Source organism: Pseudomonas sp. Leaf58 (assembly GCF_003627215.1).
GTDB lineage: Bacteria > Pseudomonadota > Gammaproteobacteria > Pseudomonadales > Pseudomonadaceae > Aquipseudomonas.
In genome coordinates this window covers 3,115,949-3,137,380 of record NZ_CP032677.1, presented here as the reverse complement: position 1 = coordinate 3,137,380, position 21,432 = coordinate 3,115,949, and the positions used below count along the sequence as shown (strand labels likewise).

The 21,432-nt window shown below is 60.4% G+C and carries 23 protein-coding genes; 7 read left to right on the top strand and 16 right to left on the bottom strand.

The window, feature by feature from the left end; genetic code table 11:
• Positions 1-107 precede the first annotated feature (107 nt).
• The 5 genes from DV532_RS14530 to DV532_RS14510 all read right to left on the bottom strand — a co-directional run bounded on the left by DV532_RS14530 (position 108) and on the right by DV532_RS14510 (position 5,691).
• Entirely contained in the window at positions 108-1,469 is a 1,362-nt protein-coding gene (locus tag DV532_RS14530) for a D-serine ammonia-lyase (protein ID WP_056802348.1), read from the bottom strand.
• Positions 1,470-1,755: 286 nt separating this feature from the next.
• On the bottom strand, positions 1,756-2,478 hold the full coding sequence (locus DV532_RS14525; protein WP_056802346.1) for a hypothetical protein: 723 nt from the start codon (positions 2,476-2,478) through the stop codon (positions 1,756-1,758).
• A 73-nt stretch (positions 2,479-2,551) separates the two neighbouring features.
• Complete coding sequence (locus DV532_RS14520) at positions 2,552-3,331, bottom strand: transglutaminase family protein (RefSeq protein ID WP_056802344.1); 780 nt, start codon at positions 3,329-3,331, stop codon at positions 2,552-2,554.
• Entirely contained in the window at positions 3,328-4,278 is a 951-nt protein-coding gene (locus tag DV532_RS14515) for an alpha-E domain-containing protein (RefSeq protein ID WP_056802342.1), read from the bottom strand. Before DV532_RS14515 ends, DV532_RS14520 begins: the two co-directional genes overlap by 4 nt.
• Before the next feature lie 3 nt (positions 4,279-4,281).
• A complete protein-coding gene (locus tag DV532_RS14510) occupies positions 4,282-5,691 on the bottom strand; it encodes a circularly permuted type 2 ATP-grasp protein (protein WP_056802339.1) in 1,410 nt (469 codons plus the stop codon).
• 939 nt (positions 5,692-6,630) lie between these two features.
• Between DV532_RS14510 and DV532_RS14505 the strand changes: the two genes are divergently transcribed.
• From DV532_RS14505 to xth, 3 genes are all read left to right on the top strand, one after another.
• Positions 6,631-7,245 (top strand): hypothetical protein, encoded by a 615-nt coding sequence (locus DV532_RS14505; protein ID WP_056802337.1) that lies wholly within the window; start codon positions 6,631-6,633, stop codon positions 7,243-7,245.
• Between the two features lie 189 nt (positions 7,246-7,434).
• Positions 7,435-7,677, top strand: a complete 243-nt coding sequence (locus DV532_RS14500) for a hypothetical protein (protein ID WP_056802328.1) — start codon at positions 7,435-7,437, stop codon at positions 7,675-7,677.
• The gene (xth, locus tag DV532_RS14495) at positions 7,674-8,471 is read left to right on the top strand and encodes an exodeoxyribonuclease III (protein ID WP_056802326.1); all 798 of its coding nucleotides are present in this window, start codon (positions 7,674-7,676) and stop codon (positions 8,469-8,471) included. The genes DV532_RS14500 and xth overlap by 4 nt, the downstream gene beginning before the upstream one ends.
• 46 nt (positions 8,472-8,517) lie before the next feature.
• Here the strand turns inward: xth and DV532_RS14490 are convergent, their stop codons facing one another.
• From DV532_RS14490 to DV532_RS14480, 4 genes are all read right to left on the bottom strand, one after another.
• Entirely contained in the window at positions 8,518-8,874 is a 357-nt protein-coding gene (locus DV532_RS14490) for a hypothetical protein (protein ID WP_056802325.1), read from the bottom strand.
• Positions 8,875-8,998: 124 nt separating this feature from the next.
• Entirely contained in the window at positions 8,999-10,108 is a 1,110-nt protein-coding gene (locus DV532_RS14485; RefSeq protein WP_056802323.1) for a mechanosensitive ion channel family protein, read from the bottom strand.
• 170 nt (positions 10,109-10,278) lie between these two features.
• Positions 10,279-10,422 (bottom strand): hypothetical protein, encoded by a 144-nt coding sequence (locus tag DV532_RS30385; protein WP_156675995.1) that lies wholly within the window; start codon positions 10,420-10,422, stop codon positions 10,279-10,281.
• Between the two features lie 24 nt (positions 10,423-10,446).
• Entirely contained in the window at positions 10,447-10,911 is a 465-nt protein-coding gene (locus DV532_RS14480; RefSeq protein WP_056802321.1) for a hemerythrin domain-containing protein, read from the bottom strand.
• Positions 10,912-11,253: 342 nt separating this feature from the next.
• On the opposite strand from DV532_RS14480, the gene DV532_RS14475 reads away from it, so the two are divergent.
• From DV532_RS14475 to DV532_RS14465, 3 genes are read left to right on the top strand one after another with little or no spacing between them, the layout of a single operon-like run.
• Positions 11,254-11,853, top strand: a complete 600-nt coding sequence (locus tag DV532_RS14475) for a hypothetical protein (RefSeq protein ID WP_056805301.1) — start codon at positions 11,254-11,256, stop codon at positions 11,851-11,853.
• Positions 11,853-12,281 (top strand): phage holin family protein, encoded by a 429-nt coding sequence (locus tag DV532_RS14470; RefSeq protein WP_082477035.1) that lies wholly within the window; start codon positions 11,853-11,855, stop codon positions 12,279-12,281. Before DV532_RS14475 ends, DV532_RS14470 begins: the two co-directional genes overlap by 1 nt.
• Positions 12,278-13,084, top strand: a complete 807-nt coding sequence (locus DV532_RS14465) for a DUF3618 domain-containing protein (RefSeq protein ID WP_056802317.1) — start codon at positions 12,278-12,280, stop codon at positions 13,082-13,084. The genes DV532_RS14470 and DV532_RS14465 overlap by 4 nt, the downstream gene beginning before the upstream one ends.
• Before the next feature lie 75 nt (positions 13,085-13,159).
• Here the strand turns inward: DV532_RS14465 and DV532_RS14460 are convergent, their stop codons facing one another.
• From DV532_RS14460 to DV532_RS30940, 7 genes are all read right to left on the bottom strand, one after another.
• Positions 13,160-16,240 carry an efflux RND transporter permease subunit gene (locus DV532_RS14460; RefSeq protein ID WP_056802314.1) on the bottom strand — a complete coding sequence of 1,027 codons (3,081 nt, stop codon included), beginning with the start codon at positions 16,238-16,240 and terminating at the stop codon, positions 13,160-13,162.
• Positions 16,237-17,343, bottom strand: coding sequence for an efflux RND transporter periplasmic adaptor subunit (locus tag DV532_RS14455; protein ID WP_056802311.1), 1,107 nt, complete (start codon positions 17,341-17,343; stop codon positions 16,237-16,239). Before DV532_RS14455 ends, DV532_RS14460 begins: the two co-directional genes overlap by 4 nt.
• Before the next feature lie 80 nt (positions 17,344-17,423).
• Positions 17,424-18,038 carry a TetR/AcrR family transcriptional regulator gene (locus DV532_RS14450; RefSeq protein WP_056802310.1) on the bottom strand — a complete coding sequence of 205 codons (615 nt, stop codon included), beginning with the start codon at positions 18,036-18,038 and terminating at the stop codon, positions 17,424-17,426.
• Between the two features lie 303 nt (positions 18,039-18,341).
• Positions 18,342-18,779, bottom strand: coding sequence for an acetyltransferase (locus DV532_RS14445; protein ID WP_056802305.1), 438 nt, complete (start codon positions 18,777-18,779; stop codon positions 18,342-18,344).
• A 425-nt stretch (positions 18,780-19,204) separates the two neighbouring features.
• On the bottom strand, positions 19,205-19,513 hold the full coding sequence (locus DV532_RS14440) for a hypothetical protein (protein WP_019579374.1): 309 nt from the start codon (positions 19,511-19,513) through the stop codon (positions 19,205-19,207).
• A 44-nt stretch (positions 19,514-19,557) separates the two neighbouring features.
• A complete protein-coding gene (locus tag DV532_RS14435) occupies positions 19,558-20,271 on the bottom strand; it encodes a YafY family protein (protein ID WP_056802302.1) in 714 nt (237 codons plus the stop codon).
• Complete coding sequence (locus DV532_RS30940) at positions 20,264-20,485, bottom strand: hypothetical protein (protein WP_056802299.1); 222 nt, start codon at positions 20,483-20,485, stop codon at positions 20,264-20,266. Before DV532_RS30940 ends, DV532_RS14435 begins: the two co-directional genes overlap by 8 nt.
• 193 nt (positions 20,486-20,678) lie before the next feature.
• Here DV532_RS30940 and DV532_RS14425 point away from each other — a divergent pair, with 193 nt between their 5' ends.
• The gene (locus DV532_RS14425; RefSeq protein WP_056802296.1) at positions 20,679-21,425 is read left to right on the top strand and encodes an enoyl-CoA hydratase; all 747 of its coding nucleotides are present in this window, start codon (positions 20,679-20,681) and stop codon (positions 21,423-21,425) included.
• The last annotated feature ends 7 nt before the right edge of the window (positions 21,426-21,432 follow it).

The window sequence follows — 21,432 nt, the reverse complement described above, 5'->3', positions numbered from 1 at the left end:
CCCGCAGCAGCCGCTGGATCGACAGCGGATGACTCTCGTAATAGGTGTGTTGCCTATAGTAGCCGCATTGTGCGCTGCTTGTTCATTCAGCAATCCTTGCGCACCGTTCAACGGCCGCTGTTAGCGTGCGCCTGCAGGCCACGGCCTTTCGCCAGGTAAGTGTCAAACTCGGTTGCTGGAACCATGCTTCCGCCCGTTCCCCATACAAGATGAGTGGCATTTTGCAGCTGAGTAGGGGTGTAGCCCAGGCGCGCCAGATACTCGCCGGATTGTAATACACGCACCATGCCGGGTACGCCCGCCAGCGCCGAAGGTTCGAGCTTGACCTTGTCCTGCTCGAAGGCAATTACCAGCAGGCGGTACAGTTCTTCGTCGGTCACGGTGTAGTAGCCATCGATCAGCCGCTGCATGGCTTTGCCGACAAAGCCGGACGGGCGCCCGACTGCCAGGCCGTCGGCGGCGGTGATGTTGTCGATGCCGAAGTCTTGCACGCTGGTTTCATCGTGCAGGCCGGTGTACACGCCCAGCAGCATGCAGGGGGAGTGGGTGGGCTCGGCAAAGATGCAATGTACGGCGTCACCGAACACCAGCTTCAAACCGAACGCGACGCCTCCAGGGCCGCCGCCGACACCGCAGGGCAGGTAGGCAAACAGTGGATGGTCTGCGTCCACCTGGATGCCGGCCTGGTCGAATTGTCGAGCCAGGCGCTCAGCGGCTACGGCATAGCCCAGAAACAGTTGTGGTGAATTTTCGTCGTCAACGAAGTAGCAGCTGGGGTCGGATGCCGCCTGCTTGCGGCCTTGCTCGACGGCAACACTGTAGTCTGACGCGTGTTCAACGACCTTTACGCCGTTGGCGCGCAGCTTGTCCTTCTTCCACTGCCTGGCATCCGACGACATGTGCACGCTCACCTGGAAGCCCAGCTTCGCGCTCATGATGCCAATCGACAAGCCCAGGTTACCGGTCGAACCCACGGCGATCTTATACTGGCTGAAGAACGCGCGAGCCTGGTCGCTCGCCAGTACGGCGTAATCAGCGCAGAGCGTGATTAGGCCGGCCGCCAAGGCCAGCTCCTCGGCATGCTTGAGTACCTCATGAATACCGCCGCGGGCCTTGATGGAACCGGAGATGGGCAAGTCACTGTCCGCCTTCAGCCACAGGCTGCCCACGTTCTGCAGTGATCCTTCCTCGATAAGCTGCTGGCGAAGCTGTGGCAGTGGCGCGATATGCGACTCGATCACGCCACCGGTAGCTGCCGTTTCAGGGAACACGGTAGCGAGGTAGGGCGCGAACCTCTGCAGCCGCTGGCGGGTGGCTTGCACATCTTCAGCGGTCAAGCCGACGTCGGCCAACGCTTCTGTAGCCTTGGCAATGCCAGGGTTGAACCAGCTGGTTTCCTTCAGGGCGACCAGGTCGGCGATGAGCGGATGGCTTTGTTGCCAGGCTTGGAGGGTTTTTCCGTGAATCATGCGGTCACCTGTAGCGCAGTCTTTGCACAATTAGAGCTCATTGCCCTGTGTGACTCAAACGTTCACTGCTCACTTCACAGGCGAGGCCCTGTCATGCATGGCGCCGGCGCTCAAGCTCACTCAGTTCAAGGCTGCCGCCGCGATTGCCACTGCCGCCCCGGCATGGGTTGCCTGTGCCGGCCTCTTCGCGGGTGAACCCGCTCCTACACGGAACCCATATTGTAGGAGCGGGTTTACCCGCGAAGAGGCCGGTACAGGCAACAGAGACGTCAGGGCGGTTGCCCGTTCAGCCATAAGGCGGCGCTGGCAGCTCGGCCAGCAGCGTCTTCAGGCCGTCGCTCCACTGCCGGCGAATTTGCTGGTAATAGGCATCGTCGCTGGCGATGCGCTTGGGCGTCGAGGCTTCCAGGGCGTTGTTGCGGTACACCAGCAAGTCCAGCGGCATGCCTACCGACAGGTTGCTGCGGATGGTGGAATCGAACGAGATCAGGCCACAGCGCAACGCTTCATCCAGCGGCGTATGGTAGTGCAGGTTTCGGTCGAGTATCGGCCGACCGTATTTGCTTTCACCCAGTTGCAGAAACGGGGTGTCCTGCGTGGCCTGGAAGAAATTGCCCTGGGCGTAGACGTTGTAGATGGCCATCGGCCCGCCGGTAATCTGGCCGCCAACGATAAACGAACTGCTCAGGTCGATGCCGGCGGCAAGCTTGCTGCGGTCGCGGCTGACCACTTCGCGCAGGGTGTCGGCGACCAGCACCGTCGCATCGTAGAGGGTGGCAACATTCAACAGGTGCGGCTCGTTGCCCTGGGTGCGCTGCTTCAACAGGTTCACCACCGACTGCGAGGTTGCCAGGTTGCCGGCAGTCTGTAGCACGATCAGGCGTTCCCCAGGCACACTGAACACAAATAGCTTGGCAAAGGTGGAGATCTGGTCGATGCCGGCATTGGTGCGTGAGTCGCTGATGAAGACCAGCCCGTCTTCCAGGTGCATAGCGACACAGTAAGTCATGCTGTTTCCCTTCTGTTACGTATGAAATGGCCTTGCCGCACCCGCACGGCAAGACCGGCTTGAAGCACATTGGTCACTGGCGATGCACGTGAACGCTGGCCTGCATCGACTCCGCGCCGCCGCCACGGCGCACGCCCCTGACCGGGCAGGCATCGAGGTAGTCCAGGCCTATTGCCAGCTTCAGGTGACGCTCGGGCCGGGTCAGGCGGTTGGTGATGTCGAAGCTGTACCAGGCCTCGTCTACCCAGGCTTCCGCCCAGGCGTGGCTGGCCAGGTGCTGCTCGTCCTCGGTGCACAGGTAGCCGGAAACATAGCGGGCCGGCACCCCCAGGCTGCGTGCGCAGGCCAGGAACGCGTGGGTGTGGTCCTGGCATACGCCTGCGCCTGCGCTGAATGCTTCGCTGGCCGTGGTGCCCACCGAGGTGGCCCCGGGGCTGTAGGGCATGTGCTCGGCCAGGCCTTGCATCAGCCCGATCAGCGCTGCCCGGTCGCGGTGTGTACCGCATTGCCGGGCGGCGAAGGCAACTAGCGCCTCATCGGCCAGGGTCAGGTGGCTGTCGCGCAGGAACGGCAGCGGTGATTGGTCCGCCGCCTCCTGTTCGCAATCCGGGTCGATTTCGACCTGGCCGCTGGCGGTAAGCGCCAGGTGGCCGTGGGGTTTGTCCAGGGTCAGCACATGCAGGATGTTGCCATAGGGGTCGATCTGGCCCTTGACCTTGCAGGGTAGCTCCAGGTGCCATTCGACGATGCGCTGGCGTTGGCTGCTACGGGGCGTCAGGCGCAGGAACTGGATGCTGTTGCACACATCGCTGGCGTAGCTGTAGGTGGTGTCGTGGCGAATGGACAGTTTCATACGACCTCCAAATAGGAGTGATGGACCGCCTGGCCCAATTGGTTGATGCGGCCGATGAAGTCGCTCAGCCACGGGTGCAACCCGCCGTCGAGGATTTCATCGATGGCGGTGTAGCGCAGGCGCGCGTTGAGTTCGGCGGCCATGCGCTGGGCGGCGCGCCCGGTGCTGCCTGGCAGGCCGGCGAGGATCAGGTCCAGCTCTTCGATACAGGCATGTAACGAACGTGGCACGTCCACCCGCAGTAGCAACAGCTCGGACACTGGCCGGGCACTGGGCGCTGCGCGATAGAGTTCGTTAAAGGCCTCGTAGGACGTCAGCGCGCGCAGCAGGGCACTCCACTGGTAAAAGCCGCGGGCGGAGTCGTCGCTGACCTCGTCGGAGGCCTCGCCGAACATCTCGTAGCGCGCATCGAGCAGGCGCAGGGTGTTGTCGGCCCGCTCCAGGAAGGTGCCCAGGCGAATGAAGCTGTAGGCGTCATTGCGCATGATGGTGCCAGAGGTGGCGCCACGGAACAGGTGCGAGCGCTCCTTGACCCAGTCGCAGAACTGGCTGATGCCATAACGGCCGAGGCCATTGCTGGCGATGTTGCGCATCTCGATCCAGGTGGCGTTGATGTTTTCCCACATGTCGGCGGTGATTCGCCCGCGCACCGCATGGGCGTTGGTCCTGGCCGCCTGCAGGCAGCAGTAGATGCTGCTGGGGTTGGTCGCGTCGAGGGCGAAGAAGTGCAGCATGCGCTCGGTGTCGAGCTCGCTGTGGCGGCGGATATATTCGTCCAGCATGCCGGAGGCCAACAACGACATCGCCAGTTCGGCATGGCCGTCGCTGCGCCCGGCCTGCGGCATCAACGACAGCGAGTAGCTGACTTCGAGCATGCGTGCGAGGTTTTCCGCACGCTCCAGGTAACGGGACATCCAGTACAGGTCGGAAGCAGTTCGCGAAAGCATGGTTCAGTCCTCTACCACCCAGGTGTCCTTGGTACCGCCGCCTTGCGACGAGTTGACCACCAGCGAACCTTCCTTCAGCGCCACCCGGGTCAGGCCGCCGGGTACCAAGCGGGTTTCGCTGCCCGACAGCACGAACGGGCGCAGGTCGATATGGCGTGGCGCGATGCCGCTGTCGACGAAGGTGGGGCAGGTTGACAGGCACAGGGTCGGTTGCGCGATGTAGGCGTGCGGGCGGGCTTTGATGCGGGCACGGAAGTCTTCGATCTGCGCGGCAGTCGAGGCCGGCCCGACCAACATGCCATAGCCGCCGGAGCCCTGGGTTTCCTTGACCACCAGTTCGGGCAGGTGGGCCAGTACGTGGGACAAGTCGGCAGGCTTGCGGCACTGCCAGGTTGGCACGTTGTTGAGGATCGGCTCTTCGCCCAGGTAAAAGCGGATCATGTCGGCGACATAGGGGTAGATCGACTTGTCGTCGGCCACGCCGGTGCCGACCGCGTTGGCCAGCACCACATTGCCGGCGCGGTACACCGAGATCAACCCGGGCACACCCAGCATCGAGTCAGGGTTGAACGACAGCGGATCAAGGTAGTTGTCGTCCAGCCTGCGGTAAATCACGTCCACCTGCTGGGGGCCGGCGGTGGTGCGCATGTACACATGCTCGTCGCGTACGAACAGGTCGGCGCCTTCGACCAGCTCGATACCCATTTCCCTGGCCAGGAAGGCATGCTCGAAATAGGCACTGTTGAAGCGGCCAGGGGTGAGCAGCACGGCAGTGGGGTTGTCCAGCGGGCTGGCGCTCTTCAGCGTGTCGAGCAGCAGGTTGGGGTAATGGTCGATGGGCGCGATGCGCTGGGCGGCGAACAGTTCGGGGAACAGGCGCATCATCATCTTGCGGTCTTCGAGCATGTAGCTGACGCCGCTGGGGGTGCGCAGGTTGTCTTCCAGCACGAAGTAACTGCCGTCACCGTCACGCACCAGGTCGACACCGGCGATATGCGCGTACAGCCCGCGGTGCAGGTCCAGGCCCTGCATGGCGATTTGGTAGCCCTCGTTGGCCAGCACCTGCTCTGGCGGGATGATCCCGGCCTTGAGGATGCGCTGGTCGTGGTAGATGTCCTGCAGGAACAGGTTCAGGGCCTGCACCCGCTGGATACAGCCGCGCTCGACCGTGCGCCACTCGCTGGCGCGGATGCTGCGCGGGATGATATCGAAGGGGATCAGGCGCTCGGTGTCCTGTTTGTCGCCATATAAGGTAAAGGTGATACCGGCGCGGTGAAACAGCAGGTCGGCCTCGCGTCGGCGCTGCTCCAGCAGCTCCAGCGGGGTGTTGGCCAGCCAGCGGGCAAACTCCTGGTAATGCGCACGGCAGTTGCCGTTGGTTTCGTACATTTCATTGAAAAAAACCCGGGACATACCCACTCCTTGCCGCCGTTGCCGGCAGCTTCATTGCGGTTCATCTGCGTCTTTCTGGGTGCGGCCTTGCTGGGTAAGTGGGTGCTATGTCTGGCCTGAGCCTCGGTTGTAATGAGTGCCTGTGTGTCATGCACAGCAACCATTGCAATGAAAGTGCCGAAAACCCTGTGCTGTACCGGAGTTGCAGGCAATGGCTGGCGAACCGGCGAATTTACCGGGCAGTGGTAGCCATGGCCGCGCGTGGGTTGCGCGTGGCCGATCAGCCGGGGTGCTTCAAAATGGGGCGTTTTGCATCGGGTTTTCGGTTTTGACCCGAGTTGGGGCGAACCCGCGTTGCCTTGCCGCAGCCCGAGGCCGGCGCACCCACAGCCACCGATATCGCTCGGCGCTTGCAACCCGTTGCCAGGCCGGCGCGGTTGCTTGGAAGCGCCGCCTTACAGCGCAATAGAGCACTTCAAAGTCGGCTGAGAAGTTTGGATCCAGTTGTTTTTAAAAACTTTCCATTTGGTCAAGTTGCATTAACTTAGCAAACTAACTAACTTGCCAAGTTGTACCGCTTGTCGGTCGTTTTGCTCGAAAAATGAACGATTTGGCCCGCGCTGACTCCTATTTGCCAGCAGGTGCTTTCCGGGTGGAAGTTCACCTCGCGTCTTTCCCCAGAACTTATGGACGTTCAACCTCATCGGCATCGAAGGGATGCCGTGGGGCTTTTCTTTTGAAGCGTGGAGTAAAGCCATGGCCAACCGAGGCTCTTTGGGTGAGCCATTGTGTGTATAAAATAACGAACTGCTGTTTTACTTAACGATATAAATTTGGCCTTGTGCGTGCGATTTAAGCGTTCGCGTGCCTATTGCAAGGTCATCTAGCGCTAACGTATTACGTGGAGAAAACGTCGTGGAGATTAATACAATTATTAGCCTGTTCGGGCAAAAAGAATCCATGGAGCTGGTACGGCTGTCAGTCATTTATATTCATTTATTGGCCTGTTGCGTGGCGATCGGCCTGGTATTCGCCAGTGACGCCGAGATGGTCAAGAACTTGTTGAAAGGTCATAGCAAAGCTGGGCATGACGCTGAGCATATGGCCAGTTTGCAGAAGTCCGTGGCCAATGCCCTGATCTTCTTGTGGCTGACCGGCGCCGCGGTCATTGGTATCGACTACCTTGAAAAAGGCATGAATTACTTTGCCAATCCAAAACTTCAGGCAAAGATCATTATAGTGCTGTTGCTGACCTTCAACGGCATGTTGTTGCACCGTTATGTATTGCCTGCCCTGCTCAAGGCAGGTTCGTTGCTTAAGCTGAATATTGGCGTGCGGATGTTCGCATTGTTTTCCGGCGCGTTGTCCGGTGTGTCCTGGCTGTATGCGGCGATGCTGGGCGTTGGCCGGCCACTGGCCTGGAAATACTCATTGACCGAGTTGCTGCTGGCCTACCCGGTGATGATCTTGTTGGGCTTTGCCTTGATGGCGGCCCTGACCCAGTGGGCGCGTAAACGCAGCCAGGGCGAAGCGGTTCAAGCACCGGTTTGGCACTTGGCGGGCATTCCTACCTGATTACCTGAGCAACGCTTTTTAATTACGCCGCGAACCGGGACTCCCGGTTCGTGGCGAGCTCGTTTCGGCCAAAGGGCCTTGCCAAGTGGGCCGTATCCCAAACGCAACCGCAGCCTCGCAGAAGCATCGCAGTTGAACGTCGCGCCATGGCCGCGCTCTTAATGCAAAGGGTACAGCGAGGGCCCGCTAATGAGCATTGAACGCAGCATCCCCGAACTTGAGGCCTGGTATGCGCAGTACGACGACATCAGTTACCGGCGTGAGTCGCCGGATGCCTACCACCATGAACTGCTGCGCACCGCCGAGGCCTTGCGTGACGATGGCGCCATCGATTGGGACGATTGGCTGGCACTCAAGGCTTTGGCCGATGACGCCCATGTGCACGCCCTGCAGGATGCCGTGCAGGCCCATGTGAACGACCCCGACGCATGAAAGCGCTGAAAATTGCCACGTTCAATATCAACGGCATCCGCAGCCGCCTGCCGGCACTGTTGGCCTGGCTGCAACGGGAACAGCCCGACATCGCCTGCCTGCAGGAGCTGAAAGCTGCCGATCAGCAGTTCCCGCGCCAGGCGCTGGAAGCAGCTGGTTATGGCTGCCTCTATCACGGGCAGCCTGCGTGGAACGGCGTGGCCATTTTGGCCCGAGGCAGCGAACCGCTGGAAGTACGCCGCGGCCTGCCAGGCATGGAGGACGACAGCCAGAGCCGCTACCTCGAAGCTGCAGCTCACGGCGTGCTGGTGGCCTGCCTGTACCTGCCCAACGGCAACCCGCAACCCGGGCCGAAGTTCGATTACAAGCTGCGCTGGTTCGAGTGCCTGAATACGCATGCGAAAGGGTTGTGTGCCAACGGCCATCCCACGGTGCTGGCGGGCGATTTCAACGTGGTACCTACCGACATGGACATCTATAACCCGCAGTCGTGGTTGAAGGACGCGCTGCTGCAGCCCGAGTCGCGAGCGTGCTACCAGCAACTGCTGCAGCAGGGCTGGGTCGATGCCATTCGCCAGTGCTATCCCGAGCAGCGCATTTACACTTTCTGGGATTACTTTCGCAACCACTGGGCGCGTAACGCCGGGTTGCGCATCGACCATTTGCTGCTCAACCCCGACCTTGCGCCTTACTTGAAGGCGGCGGGCGTCGATGCCTGGGTGCGTAATCAAGCCAAGGCCAGCGACCATGCGCCCGTGTGGATCGAACTGGGTACACGTCGCCGGCGGCCATAGGCTGTTCGAGCAACACGTATCCTCGAACGCGGCTTAACGACAGCCTTCAACTGCCGGAACCGCTGCTGGAGCCCGAGCCAGTGGCACCGCCGTGCCCGCTATCCGTCGCGCTGCCGGGGCTAGCGCTTGGCGATCCGTCGCGGCCGCTACTTGAGCCGTCAGTGGTGCCATCGCCACCGGTGTTGTCAGTGCCATTGTCATCGGTTCCGCCAGACCCGGTACCCAGGCCATCCGCAGGCGTGCCGGCGCCGGAGGCTGCGCCTTGGTCGCCCATCTGCCCGCTGCCTTGCGGTTGCGTGCCAGGGCCCCGCTGATCGTTCATGTCGGTGGCGGCCTGCGCGAAGGCGGCGCTGGCCGCCAAGCACAGCGCCAGCAGTAACGCATGAGGCTTGAGGTTTTTCATGGGAACTCCTTTACGAGTGGTTACCCTGTGTTCGGCCGGTATCGCCAGCAACAGTGCAGTGCGACTGACGGATGGTGGGTGGCAGGCACACCGGATGCCAGGGTGCTGATAGACACCGGCGTGGTTATCCCACCTGCATGTTCTGAGGCCCACGGCGTGAGTCTTCAGGCAAGGCTGTGACCTTGATCGCACGTACCGGTACGGCGAATTTGGCGCCGATTTTCGCGAAGCGTTCGAGCAGACGGAAATTGATCGCTTGCTGAATGTCCATGTACAAGTTGTAGCCGGGGTCCTTGACGATATACACGCACTCGAACTCCAGCGCTTCTTTGCCGAAGCCGCGCAGGTGAGCACGGTCGAAGCGCACGTGTTCCTGCGCCTTGATCGCTTCCTCGACGAGGCTGGGTGCTTTTTTTACCGCGTCGGTTGGCGTGTCGTAGGACAGGCCGAACTCGAACACGATCCGTCGCTCCTGCAGGCGCTTGTAGTTCTGGATGGTGCTGCTGATCATGCTGGCGTTGGCCATGACAATCTGCTCACCGCCCAAGCTGCGGATGCGCGTGGTCTTCAACCCCACGTGCTCCACGGTGCCGGCCAGCGGGCCGATGACAATGAAGTCGCCCACCTCGAACGGCTTGTCCACGGCAATCGACAGCGAGGCGAACAGGTCGCCAAGAATGTTCTGCACGGCCAGCGCAACCGCAATACCGCCTACCCCCAGGCTGGCGACGAAAGCGGTGATGTTAACCCCCAGATTGGAGAGCATCGCCAGCAGCACCACTGACCACAGCAGCACCCGCGCACCCCATGCCGACAGCGTGGCCAGCGCGCTGCCCTGGTTCAACCCATCGGCGCGGTGCCGGGCGAAGTAGCGGCTCAGGCCCAGGCCGATGGCGCGGTTGGCCCACAAGCCGATCTGCAACGCCGCCACCACGAACCACAGGCTACCCACTCGGGTCAGCCAGCGCTCGGGCAGGTCGAGCATGCTCAGGCCGACCAGCAGCGAAGCGAGCAGCAGCAGGAAGTTGCTGGTGCCGGCGAGCACCTTGGCCAGCACTTGGCTCAGTGCCCCGTCGTGTTCTGACCAGCGCCTGACCCGCCGTAGCAAAAAACCGATGGCTGCCCGGGCGACCAGAAAGGTCACCAGGGCGACGCCCAAGGCGAGCAACAGGTTGACAATGGAAATGCCGAACAGGGTGGTGTCAGCGAACAGTGCGATGATGCGATCACTCATGACGGGGCTTGCCTCCTTGCGCGAGGATTGGGTGACGGTAGGGCGGGCTTGCCGGCACACGCAGCGCAGTTGCAAGCGCGCCTACAGTCATTAGGGGGAGAGGGGGCCGGCGCAGTTCGATCGGATCGCTACAAACCCACCATCACTGCCGAGCCCGCGGGGCATGAGCTTCAGCCGTCGGACTGCTCCTCCGGCGGCACCTGGCCTTCCGGCCAGTCGGGTGCCTGCTGTTCCGGTTCAGGCGTGGGGACCGGCTCGCCGGGGTTGTGTGGCACTTCATCGACGTACGGGTCGGGGTGGTTGGGGTCGATCATGGCGTAGCTCCTCGCAGGTGAGTATCAGGCGGCACGTTGTTCGCCTTTAAGCAGTTTCTTCTGCGCTTCCATGGCCTGGCCCAGCTCGTCCAGTTGCTGCTTGCCCAGCAGCTTGCGGGCCGTTGGGAACAGCTCGCTTTCTTCTTCTTCGATATGGTGCTCCAGCAGCTCCTTCAGCACTTTCACCCGCCCGGCGAACTCGACGGTGCCGGTTTCGGTTTGCAGCAAGTCCGGCAGTACCAGCGAATCGACAGTGCGGTGCTCTTCCTTGGCTTCGTAATACATCTTGGCTTCTTCCTTGCCGCCGGCCTGCTTGATGGCCGGGTACAGCAGTTCTTCTTCCAGGGCGGTATGGATGGACACTTCTTGTTTGATCCGTTCGAGCAACTCGGCGCGTTTTTTCACGGCGCGTTCGGTGGTGGAGGCCAGTTCTTCCAGCAGTTTCTTCACCAGTACATGATCTTGGATCAGCAGTTCGATAGCGTTCATGAAACACCTCGTCAGGTTCGGAAAAATCACGATTGCCTCCGGTGGAGTGAGGCGTAAGCGGCAAGGTTCAAATCGGCTGATCAACGCACCGGGTTCAATGCTGGCTGCCAGATCGCTCACGGCTGGGTCTGGTTGAATGCGGGGTCAGCCGCCACGGTCAGGCGGTAGTTGGGGCCATGCACCAATGCATCGCCCCGAGGTTACCGGGGCGCCGGCCATTAGGCCGCTGGGCAACTGTCACAGATCATCGCAAGTGAACTCAGCGCAGCTTCGCTACGTCCTTCGAATGAATGCCCGGCTAAATTCGGCATTTGTCCAACAATCATCTTCGAGGGCGTCATGATGGAAACGACCGATCAAAGTTCGACCTCTCCACCCGACCGCGGCCAAGACCACATGCACGCCATCGGGGAAGAAGCCGGGGCACTGCTGGGTGAGGCCAGGCAAAAGGGCGGCGAGCAATTCGAGCACTATCGCGACACGGCGGCCGATCAGCTCGAATCGCTCGAGGAAGGCGCCCGCTCGGCGGCAACAGCGCTGCAAGGCAACGACAGCCTTGGGCTTTCGCAGTACCTCACGCAGGCGGCGGAGTGCGTAGGCGAGTTTGCCGAACAGGTGCGCCACGAAAGCGCCGAAAGCTTGTTGCAGCGCGGGGCGCAGTTGGCGCGGAGCAACCCGGCCCTGTTCCTGGCCGGCAGCGTGGCAGTCGGCTTTGCCATTTCGCGTTTCATGCGCGCCAGCGCCACCCATGCGCCAAGCCCGCCCGAGCCTGCCGCGGCTGGCTTGGCCGAGCCCCGGCATACGCAACCGGTAACGCCCGACCGCGGCAGTGACGTATCCACCCGCGAACCTTTTACCCCCGTCGATCCCATCGGGCCTGGTGCCGGCACGCCAGTCAGTGGCAGCCCGTTCGAGCGCGACCCGCTGAAAGGAGGCGAATGATGAACAAAGATCCTTTGCACACTACCCCAGGGTTACACACCCCGCCTGACGACCCGGTCGGCGTCGGTGGCCTGCTGCGTCAGCTGATGCGGGAAGTGCCAGAGCTGTTCACCAAGGAACTGGCATTGGCCAAGGCCGAGCTGCAGCACAACCTGGCCACCTTGAAGGCCGGCACCGCGGCCGTGGCGGCAGGGGCGATCGTGGTACTGGCAGGCTTCGTCATCCTGTTGCTGGCGGCGGTCTATGCCTTGGCACTGGTCGTCCAGCCATGGCTGGCAGCCTTGATTGTCGGGGCGGTTACGGTGGTGATCGGCTTCGTCATGCTGCAGTCGGGCAAAAAGCAGTTCGCGCCCACTCAACTGGCCCCTGACCGTACCCTGCATGCCATGCAGCAGGACAAGGACACGCTGAAGAGGAAACTGCCATGACCACGTCCTTTGAACATGAGGCGCACAAAGACCCGGACCTGCTCGAGCAGGAAATCAATGCCAAGCGCGAGCATATCAGCGACCTGGTCGATGCCTTGGAGCAGCGGCTTAGCCCAGGCCAGATGGTCGACCGCCTGCTGGCCTATGCCAAGGGCAATGGCGGCGAATTCTTCCAGAACCTAGGCACCACCCTCAAGAATAACCCCGTGCCCGCCACCCTGACCGTGCTGGGCCTGGCCTGGTTGGGGCTAAACCAGAACCGCCCGTTCAACCCTGGGCCGGTGCACCCGGGGCCAGGGCTGGGCGACAAGCTCGGCGAGGCGGTGGATACCGTGAAGGGCGCGTTCGCCTCGGCGGGGGAGGCGGTGCATGATGCCAGCCAGAAAGTGCGCATGAAAGCGCATGACATGCGCGACCGGGCCAGCGAGTTGGGCAGCGGTGCGCGTGATTCTGTGGGCGCGTCCGCCGATACCCTGCGCAGTTCCGCGCACAAGGTTGGCGACCAGGCGAGCGCATTGAAAGGCCAGTTCGACCATCTGCTGCAGGAGCAGCCGCTGGTGCTGGCCGCGCTAGGTATTGCCTTGGGGGCTGCATTAGGGGCGGCGTTGCCCGGTACCGAAAAGGAAGATCAGCTCATGGGGGCCGCCAGTGATCGGGTGACCGACACGCTCAAGGCCAAAGGCAGCGAGGTGAAGGCGTCTGTCGAGCAGTCTCTTGACCACACCAAGGACAAGCCGCCAACCTCGTCAGGGCGCACTGCTGAAGGGGCTGACCTCTCTTCAGGTTTGGGCTTCACTCCCTGACCCTGGCGCCTGGCAGTCACCAGCCCCTTCGCGTGTGCCGAAGGGGCTGGCGTTGCCAACGGCATTTCGCCAGCCTTAGGCTGTGTTACCCATCCTCTGTGGTGCCGGGCGGATCTTGAACCAGATTGCGTACATTGCGGGGAGGAACACCAGGGTCATGACCGTGCCGACCAACGTGCCGCCGATTAGCGTGTAGGCCAACGTGCCCCAGAACACCGAATGGGTAAGTGGGATAAACGCCAGGATGGCCGCCAGCGCTGTCAGCAACACGGGCCTTGCACGCTGCACCGTGGCCTCTACCACGGCCTTGAACGGGTCGAGGCCTTGTTGTTCGTTGTGGTGTATTTGCCCTATCAAGATCAGGGTGTTGCGCATCAGAATGCCTGACAGCGCAATCAAGCCGACAAGCGCGTTGATCCCGAAGGGTTGCCCGAACAGCAACAGCACAGGCACCACGCCGATCAGCCCCAACGGTGAGGTCAGAAACACCATGACCATCGCCGAGATCGAGCGCACCTGAAGGATGATGATCAGCAAGGTGAGCGCGATCATGATGGGCAATAACGGCAGGATCGCCTGGCTTGCCTTGCCCGACTCTTCAATGGAGCCTGCCATCTCGATGCGGTAACCCGCCGGTAGCGTCGCGATGATCGGCTGCAGCGCGTGCCACATCGCTGTGGAAACGTCCGGAGGCTGTAGCCCCTCGGCAATGTCGCCACGGACGGTGATCGTGGGTGTGCGATCACGGCGCCGTAGAATGGGTTCTTCCATGCGCACGCTCACTTCGCCAATCTGCGACAGCGGTATCTTTTGACCGGCAGCGCCAATAAGGGTGAAGTCTTCTATTTGGGAGGGATCGAGCCGAATATCTCCCGCCGCTCGGCCTACTACCTGCACCGAGCGGATATCTTCGCGCACCGTCGTGATGGGTACGCCCGAGAGCAGGAACTGCAACTGCTGGGCTACTGCGTTCGAGGTTAGGCCAACAGCCTGCAAGCGATCTTGCTCCAGCGCGAAGTGCAGGGTGGGTACAAGTGCGCCCCAATCGCTGTTCACGGTTTTCATCATCGGGCTGGCATGCAGCACCTCTTGAACGCGGGCAGTAATCTGGCGCAATTGCGATTTATCGGGCCCCATCACTCTGTAGGCTACCGGGAACGGGGAGTACGGGCCGAATACCAGTTGGGTCACCCGCACTTGCGCTTCAGGCGCTAGCCCCTCTGAGGCAGCCTCGCGAAGGCGGTATTTGAGAGCCTCTCGGGCCTCCTGGCTGTCAGTGAGTACGACGATCTTTGCAAACGAAGGGTCGGGCAGCTCAGGCGCCATCGCCAAGAAGAAACGAGGGGGGCCTTGACCGATGTAAGCGGTCACGATTTTTGCCTCTTCTTGCTTGCGCAGCCACGATTCAACCTTGATCGCGGTGGCCTGGGTCTGCTCGATTGAAGTGCCATACGGCATCTGCAACTCGACGAGCACCTCAGGCCGATCGGAGGTTGGGAAGAACTGCTTTTTGACCAGGCCCATGCCCAGTACCGCTACCACCAATGCGCCGATAACAGCGCCTGCCACCAGCCATTTATGGGCGATGACCCGGGCCAGTAACGAGCGGAATCGATTGTAGTGGCGGGTATCGTAAATCGCTGCGTGGCCACCTTCCACGGTTTTGATAGCCGGCAACATCTTGACCCCAAGGTACGGGGTAAACGCTACTGCGACTAGCCAGGAGGCAACCAGCGCGATGCCGACGATCCAGAACATGTTGCTGGTGTACTCACCGGCGGTAGATTGAGCGAAGCCGTTGGGCATGAAGCCGATGGCAGTGACAAGCGTCCCGGCGAGCATGGGGGCGGCAGTGTGGCTCCACGCATATGCCGAAGCGCTCAGGCGGTCATAGCCTTCTTCCATTTTCACCACCATCATTTCAATGGCGATGATGGCGTCATCGACGAGCAAGCCGAGGGCAAGAATCAGTGAACCTAGGGTAATACGGTCGAAGCTCTTGCCGGTTGCAGCCATCACCACGAACACAATGGCCAAGGTCAGCGGCACGGCAGCCGCTACCACGACCCCAACGCGCCAGCCCATGCTGATGAAACACACCAGCATCACCACCAGCAATGCGACAAAGAACTTGACCATGAATTCGTCAACCGACGAGCTGATGTTTACGGCTTGGTCGGTGACTTTGCTCAGCGTCATGCCTAACGGCATGCTTTCGTTGATCTGCGTCGTCTCGGCATCGAGTGCCTTGCCCAGATCCAGGCCGTTCCATCCTTCGCGCATCACTATACCGAGCAGCAGTGCCGGCTCGCCGCCATTGCGTACAAGGAAGGTAGCCGGGTCTTCATAACCGCGTTGTACCTGCGCCACATCGGATAATTTGAGGATCCGTCCTTGCGCGGCGATAGGCGTTTCACGGATTTTCGCCAGTTGGTCGAAGGCGCCGTCCACCCGTATCACCACCTGTGGCCCCTGGGATTCAACAGAACCGGCGGGTGTCAGTGCATTCTGGTTGTTAAGGGCGGCGAAGATATCCTGAGGTGTAACGCCCAACGTCGCCAGGCGATCATGGGAAAACGACACGAAGATTCGCTCCGCCTGTTCACCAAGGATGTTGATCTTTTTCACGCCGGGTACATGCAGCAAACGCTGACGCAGCGATTCCGCGTCCCGTACCAGTTGGCGCTGCGGCTCACCTTTAGCCTTCAAGGCATAAACTGCAAAGGTGACGTCCGAGAACTCGTCGTTGATCATTGGGCCAATGACGCCCGCTGGCAGCGTCTTGGCTTCATCACCGAGCTTTTTGCGCGCCTGGTAGAAAGCTTCCGGGACTTGCGACGGTGGTGTGCTGTCACGCAGAAATACCACGCTGAATGCGAGCCCGGCCCGGGTGTAGGTTTCAGTGCGGTCATACCAGCGCAGCTCCTGCATGCGCTTTTCAAGCGGCTCGGCAACCAGGTCCTGCATTTCTTGAGCGGTGGCGCCAGGCCAGGCGGCAACAATGGTCATCTGCTTGACGGTAAACGGCGGGTCTTCTGCACGCCCCAGCTTGAAAAATGCCAAGGTCCCGGCGATGGCAATCAGTAAGATCAGAAAGAGGGTGGTGGAGCGCTCCCGCACGGCCAGCGCAGAAAGGTTGAAGCGCGAGTCGCTCATGGCTGGCTCCCCGCTATTTCCGCGGGTGCGGCTGGCGCAGTGCGGACTTGTTGCCCATCGCGCAGCAGATGCACACCTAGTGCAACCACCTGTTCACCTGGTTCCAGCTCGCCAACCACTCGTGCGGTATTGTCAGTGACATTCAGTACCTGGACCGGGCGCCATGAAACCTTCGTGGGCTCGCCGGCTATCATCCAAACGCCCGGCCCATTGCCGGGGTCGTACAGTGACCCAATAGGCACCTGGAGTGCTTCGGGTGCAGGGGGCTGCTGGCCGATTCTCAGCGTGATCGTGGCACCAAGCGGCGAGTTCGCCAGCGCGCCTGCAAGGACGTACCTGGCTTCGAATGTGCGGGTGGTAGCATCTGCTGCCTCGGAGAGCAGACGCAGTGTTGCCGGCACTGCATGCGCAGGGTTGCCATATAGCGTGGCTTGCGCAACTGAACCGACAGCGGGGCGTAGTGTTTCCGGGAGGTGCACAACGACCTCCCGTTGGCCCGCCCGGGCCAAGCGCACCACAGGTTGGCCGGCACTGACCACTTGGCCTGGCTCTGCCAAGGTTTCCATCACCACACCATCAGCATCCGCCAGCAAAGCGGCATACCCAGTGGCGTTTTTTGCCACATCAGCTTCAGCCTGGGCGGCGCTCAGCTGTGCCTTTGCGGTGTCTGCAGCTGCTTTTATTCGGTCATAGGCCGATGCCGAAACGGCACCTTCAGCGACCAGCTTGCGGTATCGCGCCTCGTCATCCGCCGTTTGTTTAGCGAGCGCTCTAGCCGATGCTACCGCGTCCAACTGTGCTCGAGCTTGCAGTTTGAGGTCGACAGGATCCAGGCGCATCAGGGGCTGGCCGCGTTTGACCGTCTCTCCGGTATCTACCAGGCGTTCAAGTATTTTCCCCTCCACACGGAAGCCGAGGTCGCTCTGGGTACGGGCAGCAACGACACCGGTGAAGGCGCGAGCAGCTTCGAAAGAACCCTCTACCGTGGCCACCTTGACCAGTGGTGGTGTGTCACGAGGGTCTTTGTGGGCGTACGAATCGCCGCATGCCGCCAGGATCAGCGGCAGCGTGCAAATGGCTAAGGCGGCGAGATGGAGGCGCATGGGATCCCTTACTCATAGAGCTATCTAGGTATCCCATTCTTATTCTAGTGACCAAATCTGTCAATGGTCACAAAGCTCCGCTAAGGCGCTAGGCTCCTCAGTATCAACGCGGGTAGCAACACGACCGCTTCCTGGACTGTGTCCAGGTTGTACTGCAACTGGGCTGCATTAACGTATGGCTTTAGCACCAGGTAAACCGCTTGGCTAGCCTCATCCAGTGGGGTTTTGCGTTCAAATTCACCCCGTTCACGGCCCTCCAGCAAAATCGCGTTGATGACCTGAAGCAGGTGCGCCTCGTGAGCCTTCACCGATGGCCACTGATCACGCGAGGCCACTGCGGCAATGTCATAGAGCTTGCGATCATGAAAGAACAGATCGCTTCCGGCTTCTGCAATGCAGCGAAATAGGCGCCTTACCTTCTCTGATGCAGTCGGCGCAGAGGCAATCGATTCATTGACGATTTGCATGATCAACGACAGCCGGTGAGCGCAAATGACCTCGCCAATCGCTTGTTTGGAGTCAAAGAATTTGTAGACGTAGGCCTTCGAGAAGCCAATCGCCTTGGCCAAATCGGAGACCGTTGTTTTTTCATACCCGTAGTGGGCGAAATGCGCCATCGCAGCTTGGATCACTTGCTCGCGGACGTCATGGTCCGCAGGGCCGCGGCTGGGAGTGGGGGGAGTATGTGTAGTCATGCTCAAAGCGTACCCTGCGGGAGAGCTGATTGACAGGCGGTGACCAATTTGTAGCTTAGTCACTATTGTATAGCTGTACCAGACGTACCCTGCATCGTTATCGAACGATAACGCTCGTGTTGAGCACCCGCCTGGTTGCGGGGTGCATGGTTGGGCCTGATTATAAACAGCCGAAGGCGCCGTTGGCCGTTAGCGCCCTGCAAACACGCCTTCCTGACGCCATCGCTTAGGGCGACAGATTCGTGCCTTGGCGGCACAGGCGTTGCAGTTGCAGTCCCAGGTCAAGGCGATGAGATTACAGCCCTAGCCGGGTAGGTTCAGGTGCAGCAAGGGGAAGGGGCGGCCCTCGCCATCCAGCGGAGAGCGACCCGTTTGAACAAACCCGTAATGTAAATAGAACCCTACCGCTTCGGGGTTCTGTTCATTCACATCAACACTCATCTGACTGCGCGAACTGCGGGCATGATCCAGCAGCGCGCGGCCAATCCCTTGGCCTCGCAGATCGGGTTCGATGAACAGCATCTCTACGTGGTTTTCATTCAGCCCGATGAACCCTAGCGGGCAGTCCTCGGCATCTACCGCAACCCATAATTCAACAGCGGGTAGGTAAATATCGCGGAGCTGAGGGAGCAATGCCTCAATATCGGATTCTTGTAGGAAGTGATGCGTGGCGCGAACGGAGCGCAGCCAAATGTTGAGCAGTTGCGGATGGTCGGCGTTAGTAGCCTGACGAATGATCATGGAATCATCCTTAACACTTGATACCGGAAATGAGGCGCGCCAGTAGATAGCGACCGTATAAGTGTCGGCAACGTGTATGACCGCTTCGCGAGTTAACGCCTGGGCGGTTCACGGCAGAGGTAGCCGGAAAGGAGGGAGGACGGACGATACTCAGAGGCTTTTTGGGTGTCAATAAAAAATTACGGACGGGAATGGTGGAAGCATACCTGACAGAGGGCGGCCGGGCCGGTAGGGATCTGCTGTGGAACGCTAGAAACGGATGATGTCAGGCGCTTACGGTGACTTACCCGGATGCTTACAAAAGTGTTGGTGCATGTTCTAACTCGTCTGCCATGGCCCGCGAACACTTACACTGGAAGCGACGACACCGATGCCTGACAGCAAAGGCATCGGTGTCTCTTGCTTGCTCTGGCCGTCCGCCGGGGTCAACTCATCTCTGGAACGAGGTGACTCATGAACGTCAGGTTTTCAATAGCGTACATATACTCAGAGAACCTCGGATCGCCATCGTTGAACGCCTTTGCCACTTTTTGCGCGTTCTCAAGACTGTCCCACATTGCTAAGTCCGCGAAGATTCGGTCATCGCTCATCGGGCAGTAGGCACGGTACTCAATCAAACCAGGAAAAGTCTTTAACGTTTCACGAAGCCCGGCGCGGAGCACAGGCACTTGCGCAACGCATTCCTGTTTGACTTTGAAAATGGCTAATTCGAGTACATGAGATGAGTGCTGCATAGGGATGACCTTCTGTGGGTGAGGGAGTCCCCATTATCAGTGGCTCATACTGACAGCGTAGTGTCAGTAGTGGTGATCGCTTTCCACTGGCTTGCTTGGTGCTTCATATACGCTTGGAGATCAAGGGCAGGATTGTCGGGTGATGGTTGTTGGGCAATAGCGATGGAGGCTATGCGATCGACCCGAAAATCGCGGTAAGCCGCCCGGGCGCTACACCAGCTTCCAACCGTCCACTTTCCTCCCCAGTAGAAAAGGCCAAGGGGGAAAATGACGCGTTGCGAAACCACACCGTCCAGGCTGGTATAAGTTATTTTCAGCGCCTGAGGGTTTTCGATGGCATTTCGAAGGGTTGCCAAATGGCCACGGGTCGAGGACGGTGTGGTTCCAAGTGCCCTGATTTTTGCCGTGCTGGGGTCAAACTTGTGATGGACTATGGACGCTGAAATTTTGCTCAACAACATCCTTGCAGCAGCACTTAGGTCGTTATCGGCGGAAGCTGAAAGCATTTCCATCCCAAGCATCAATGCATCCAGTTCGAGCCTGTTCAACGTTAAAGGCGGCATCTCAAAATCGGCATCCAAGGCATACCCCACGCCAGCGGTACCATAGATTGGGATTCCGCTGAAGGAAAGGTCGTCGATGTATCGGTAGATTGAGCGAACGGAAACGCCAATTCGGCTAGCCAGTCGTTCAGCAGAGATTGGCTGATGGACACGAATTAGATTTACCAATTGAAATAAGCGATCAGCTTTACGCACTAGGGGTGCTCAACTGAGAGTCCTTTGCACGCTCAATGGCCGCGTTAATGTCGGCCCGAACCTGGGGGCTATTCTTCCAGCAAGTCGATCCCACTGCTGCCGACGCCTGAGCCAGGATGTCACAAGCATTCGCTTTGCTGAGCACCGCAAGCGAGTCAATGCCTACACCCTTTGCGGCCAACAAGGCAGTATGTTCCGTCAGTGGCAATGGCATCCCTAAACTCCTGTTATCGGCCAATGAAGCAACCGGAGTTTGCCCGACGGGAGAGGGCATCTCAATAGATGGCTCCATCCACTGCTGGCTCGGTACGTTGCCGAGGTGCCTACTCAATTCGGACGTTTCAGGCCAAGCCTCAACATTCTATAGGTAGCCCACCAATCCTGGCCCCGGCTAATCCGAGAGCAGCATGCACGAGATCCTTACCCAGCAAACCGCAGGCGTCCTGGTGGTCACCTTCAACCGCCCAGCCCGCAAGAACGCCTTCACTACCCCGATGTACCAAGCGCTCAGGCAAATCCTCGAAAGCGCCGCCCATGCCAACGACATCCACGCTGTCGTGCTGCAGGGCAGTGCCTCGGTGTTTTCGGCAGGCAACGACCTCAATGATTTCATCGAGTTTCCGCCCTTGGCGGCGCATGCCCCGGTGTGGCAGTTGCTGCATGCCCTGAATGACTTCCCCAAACCGCTGGTGGCGGCAGTCTGTGGGCTGGCAGTGGGTATCGGCAGCACCTTGCTGTTGCACTGCGACCTGGTCTACGCCGCCACCGACGCACGCTTCAGCTTGCCGTTCGTCAACCTTGGGGTGTGCCCCGAGGGGGCATCGACCTTGCTTCTGCCAAGGTTGCTGGGCTACCAGGTGGCGGCCGAAGCGCTGATGACCGGCGAGCCCTTCGATGCCGATTTTGCGCTACAGGCAGGGTGGGTCAACCGCCTGTTGCCTGCGGCTGAAGTGCAGGCTTGGGCATTGGCCCAGGCGCACAAACTTGCGCAAAAGCCATCCGCCGCCCTCATTCAGACCAAGCGCCTGCTCAAGCTGGGCATGCAGGCTGAAGTGAGCGCCCGCATCAACGCCGAGGCACAAGCCTTTGCCACGCTGTTGCAGGCACCGGCGGCGCAAACCGCCATCGCCGCCTTCGCCCAGCGCCCGCGCTGAAGCGCCG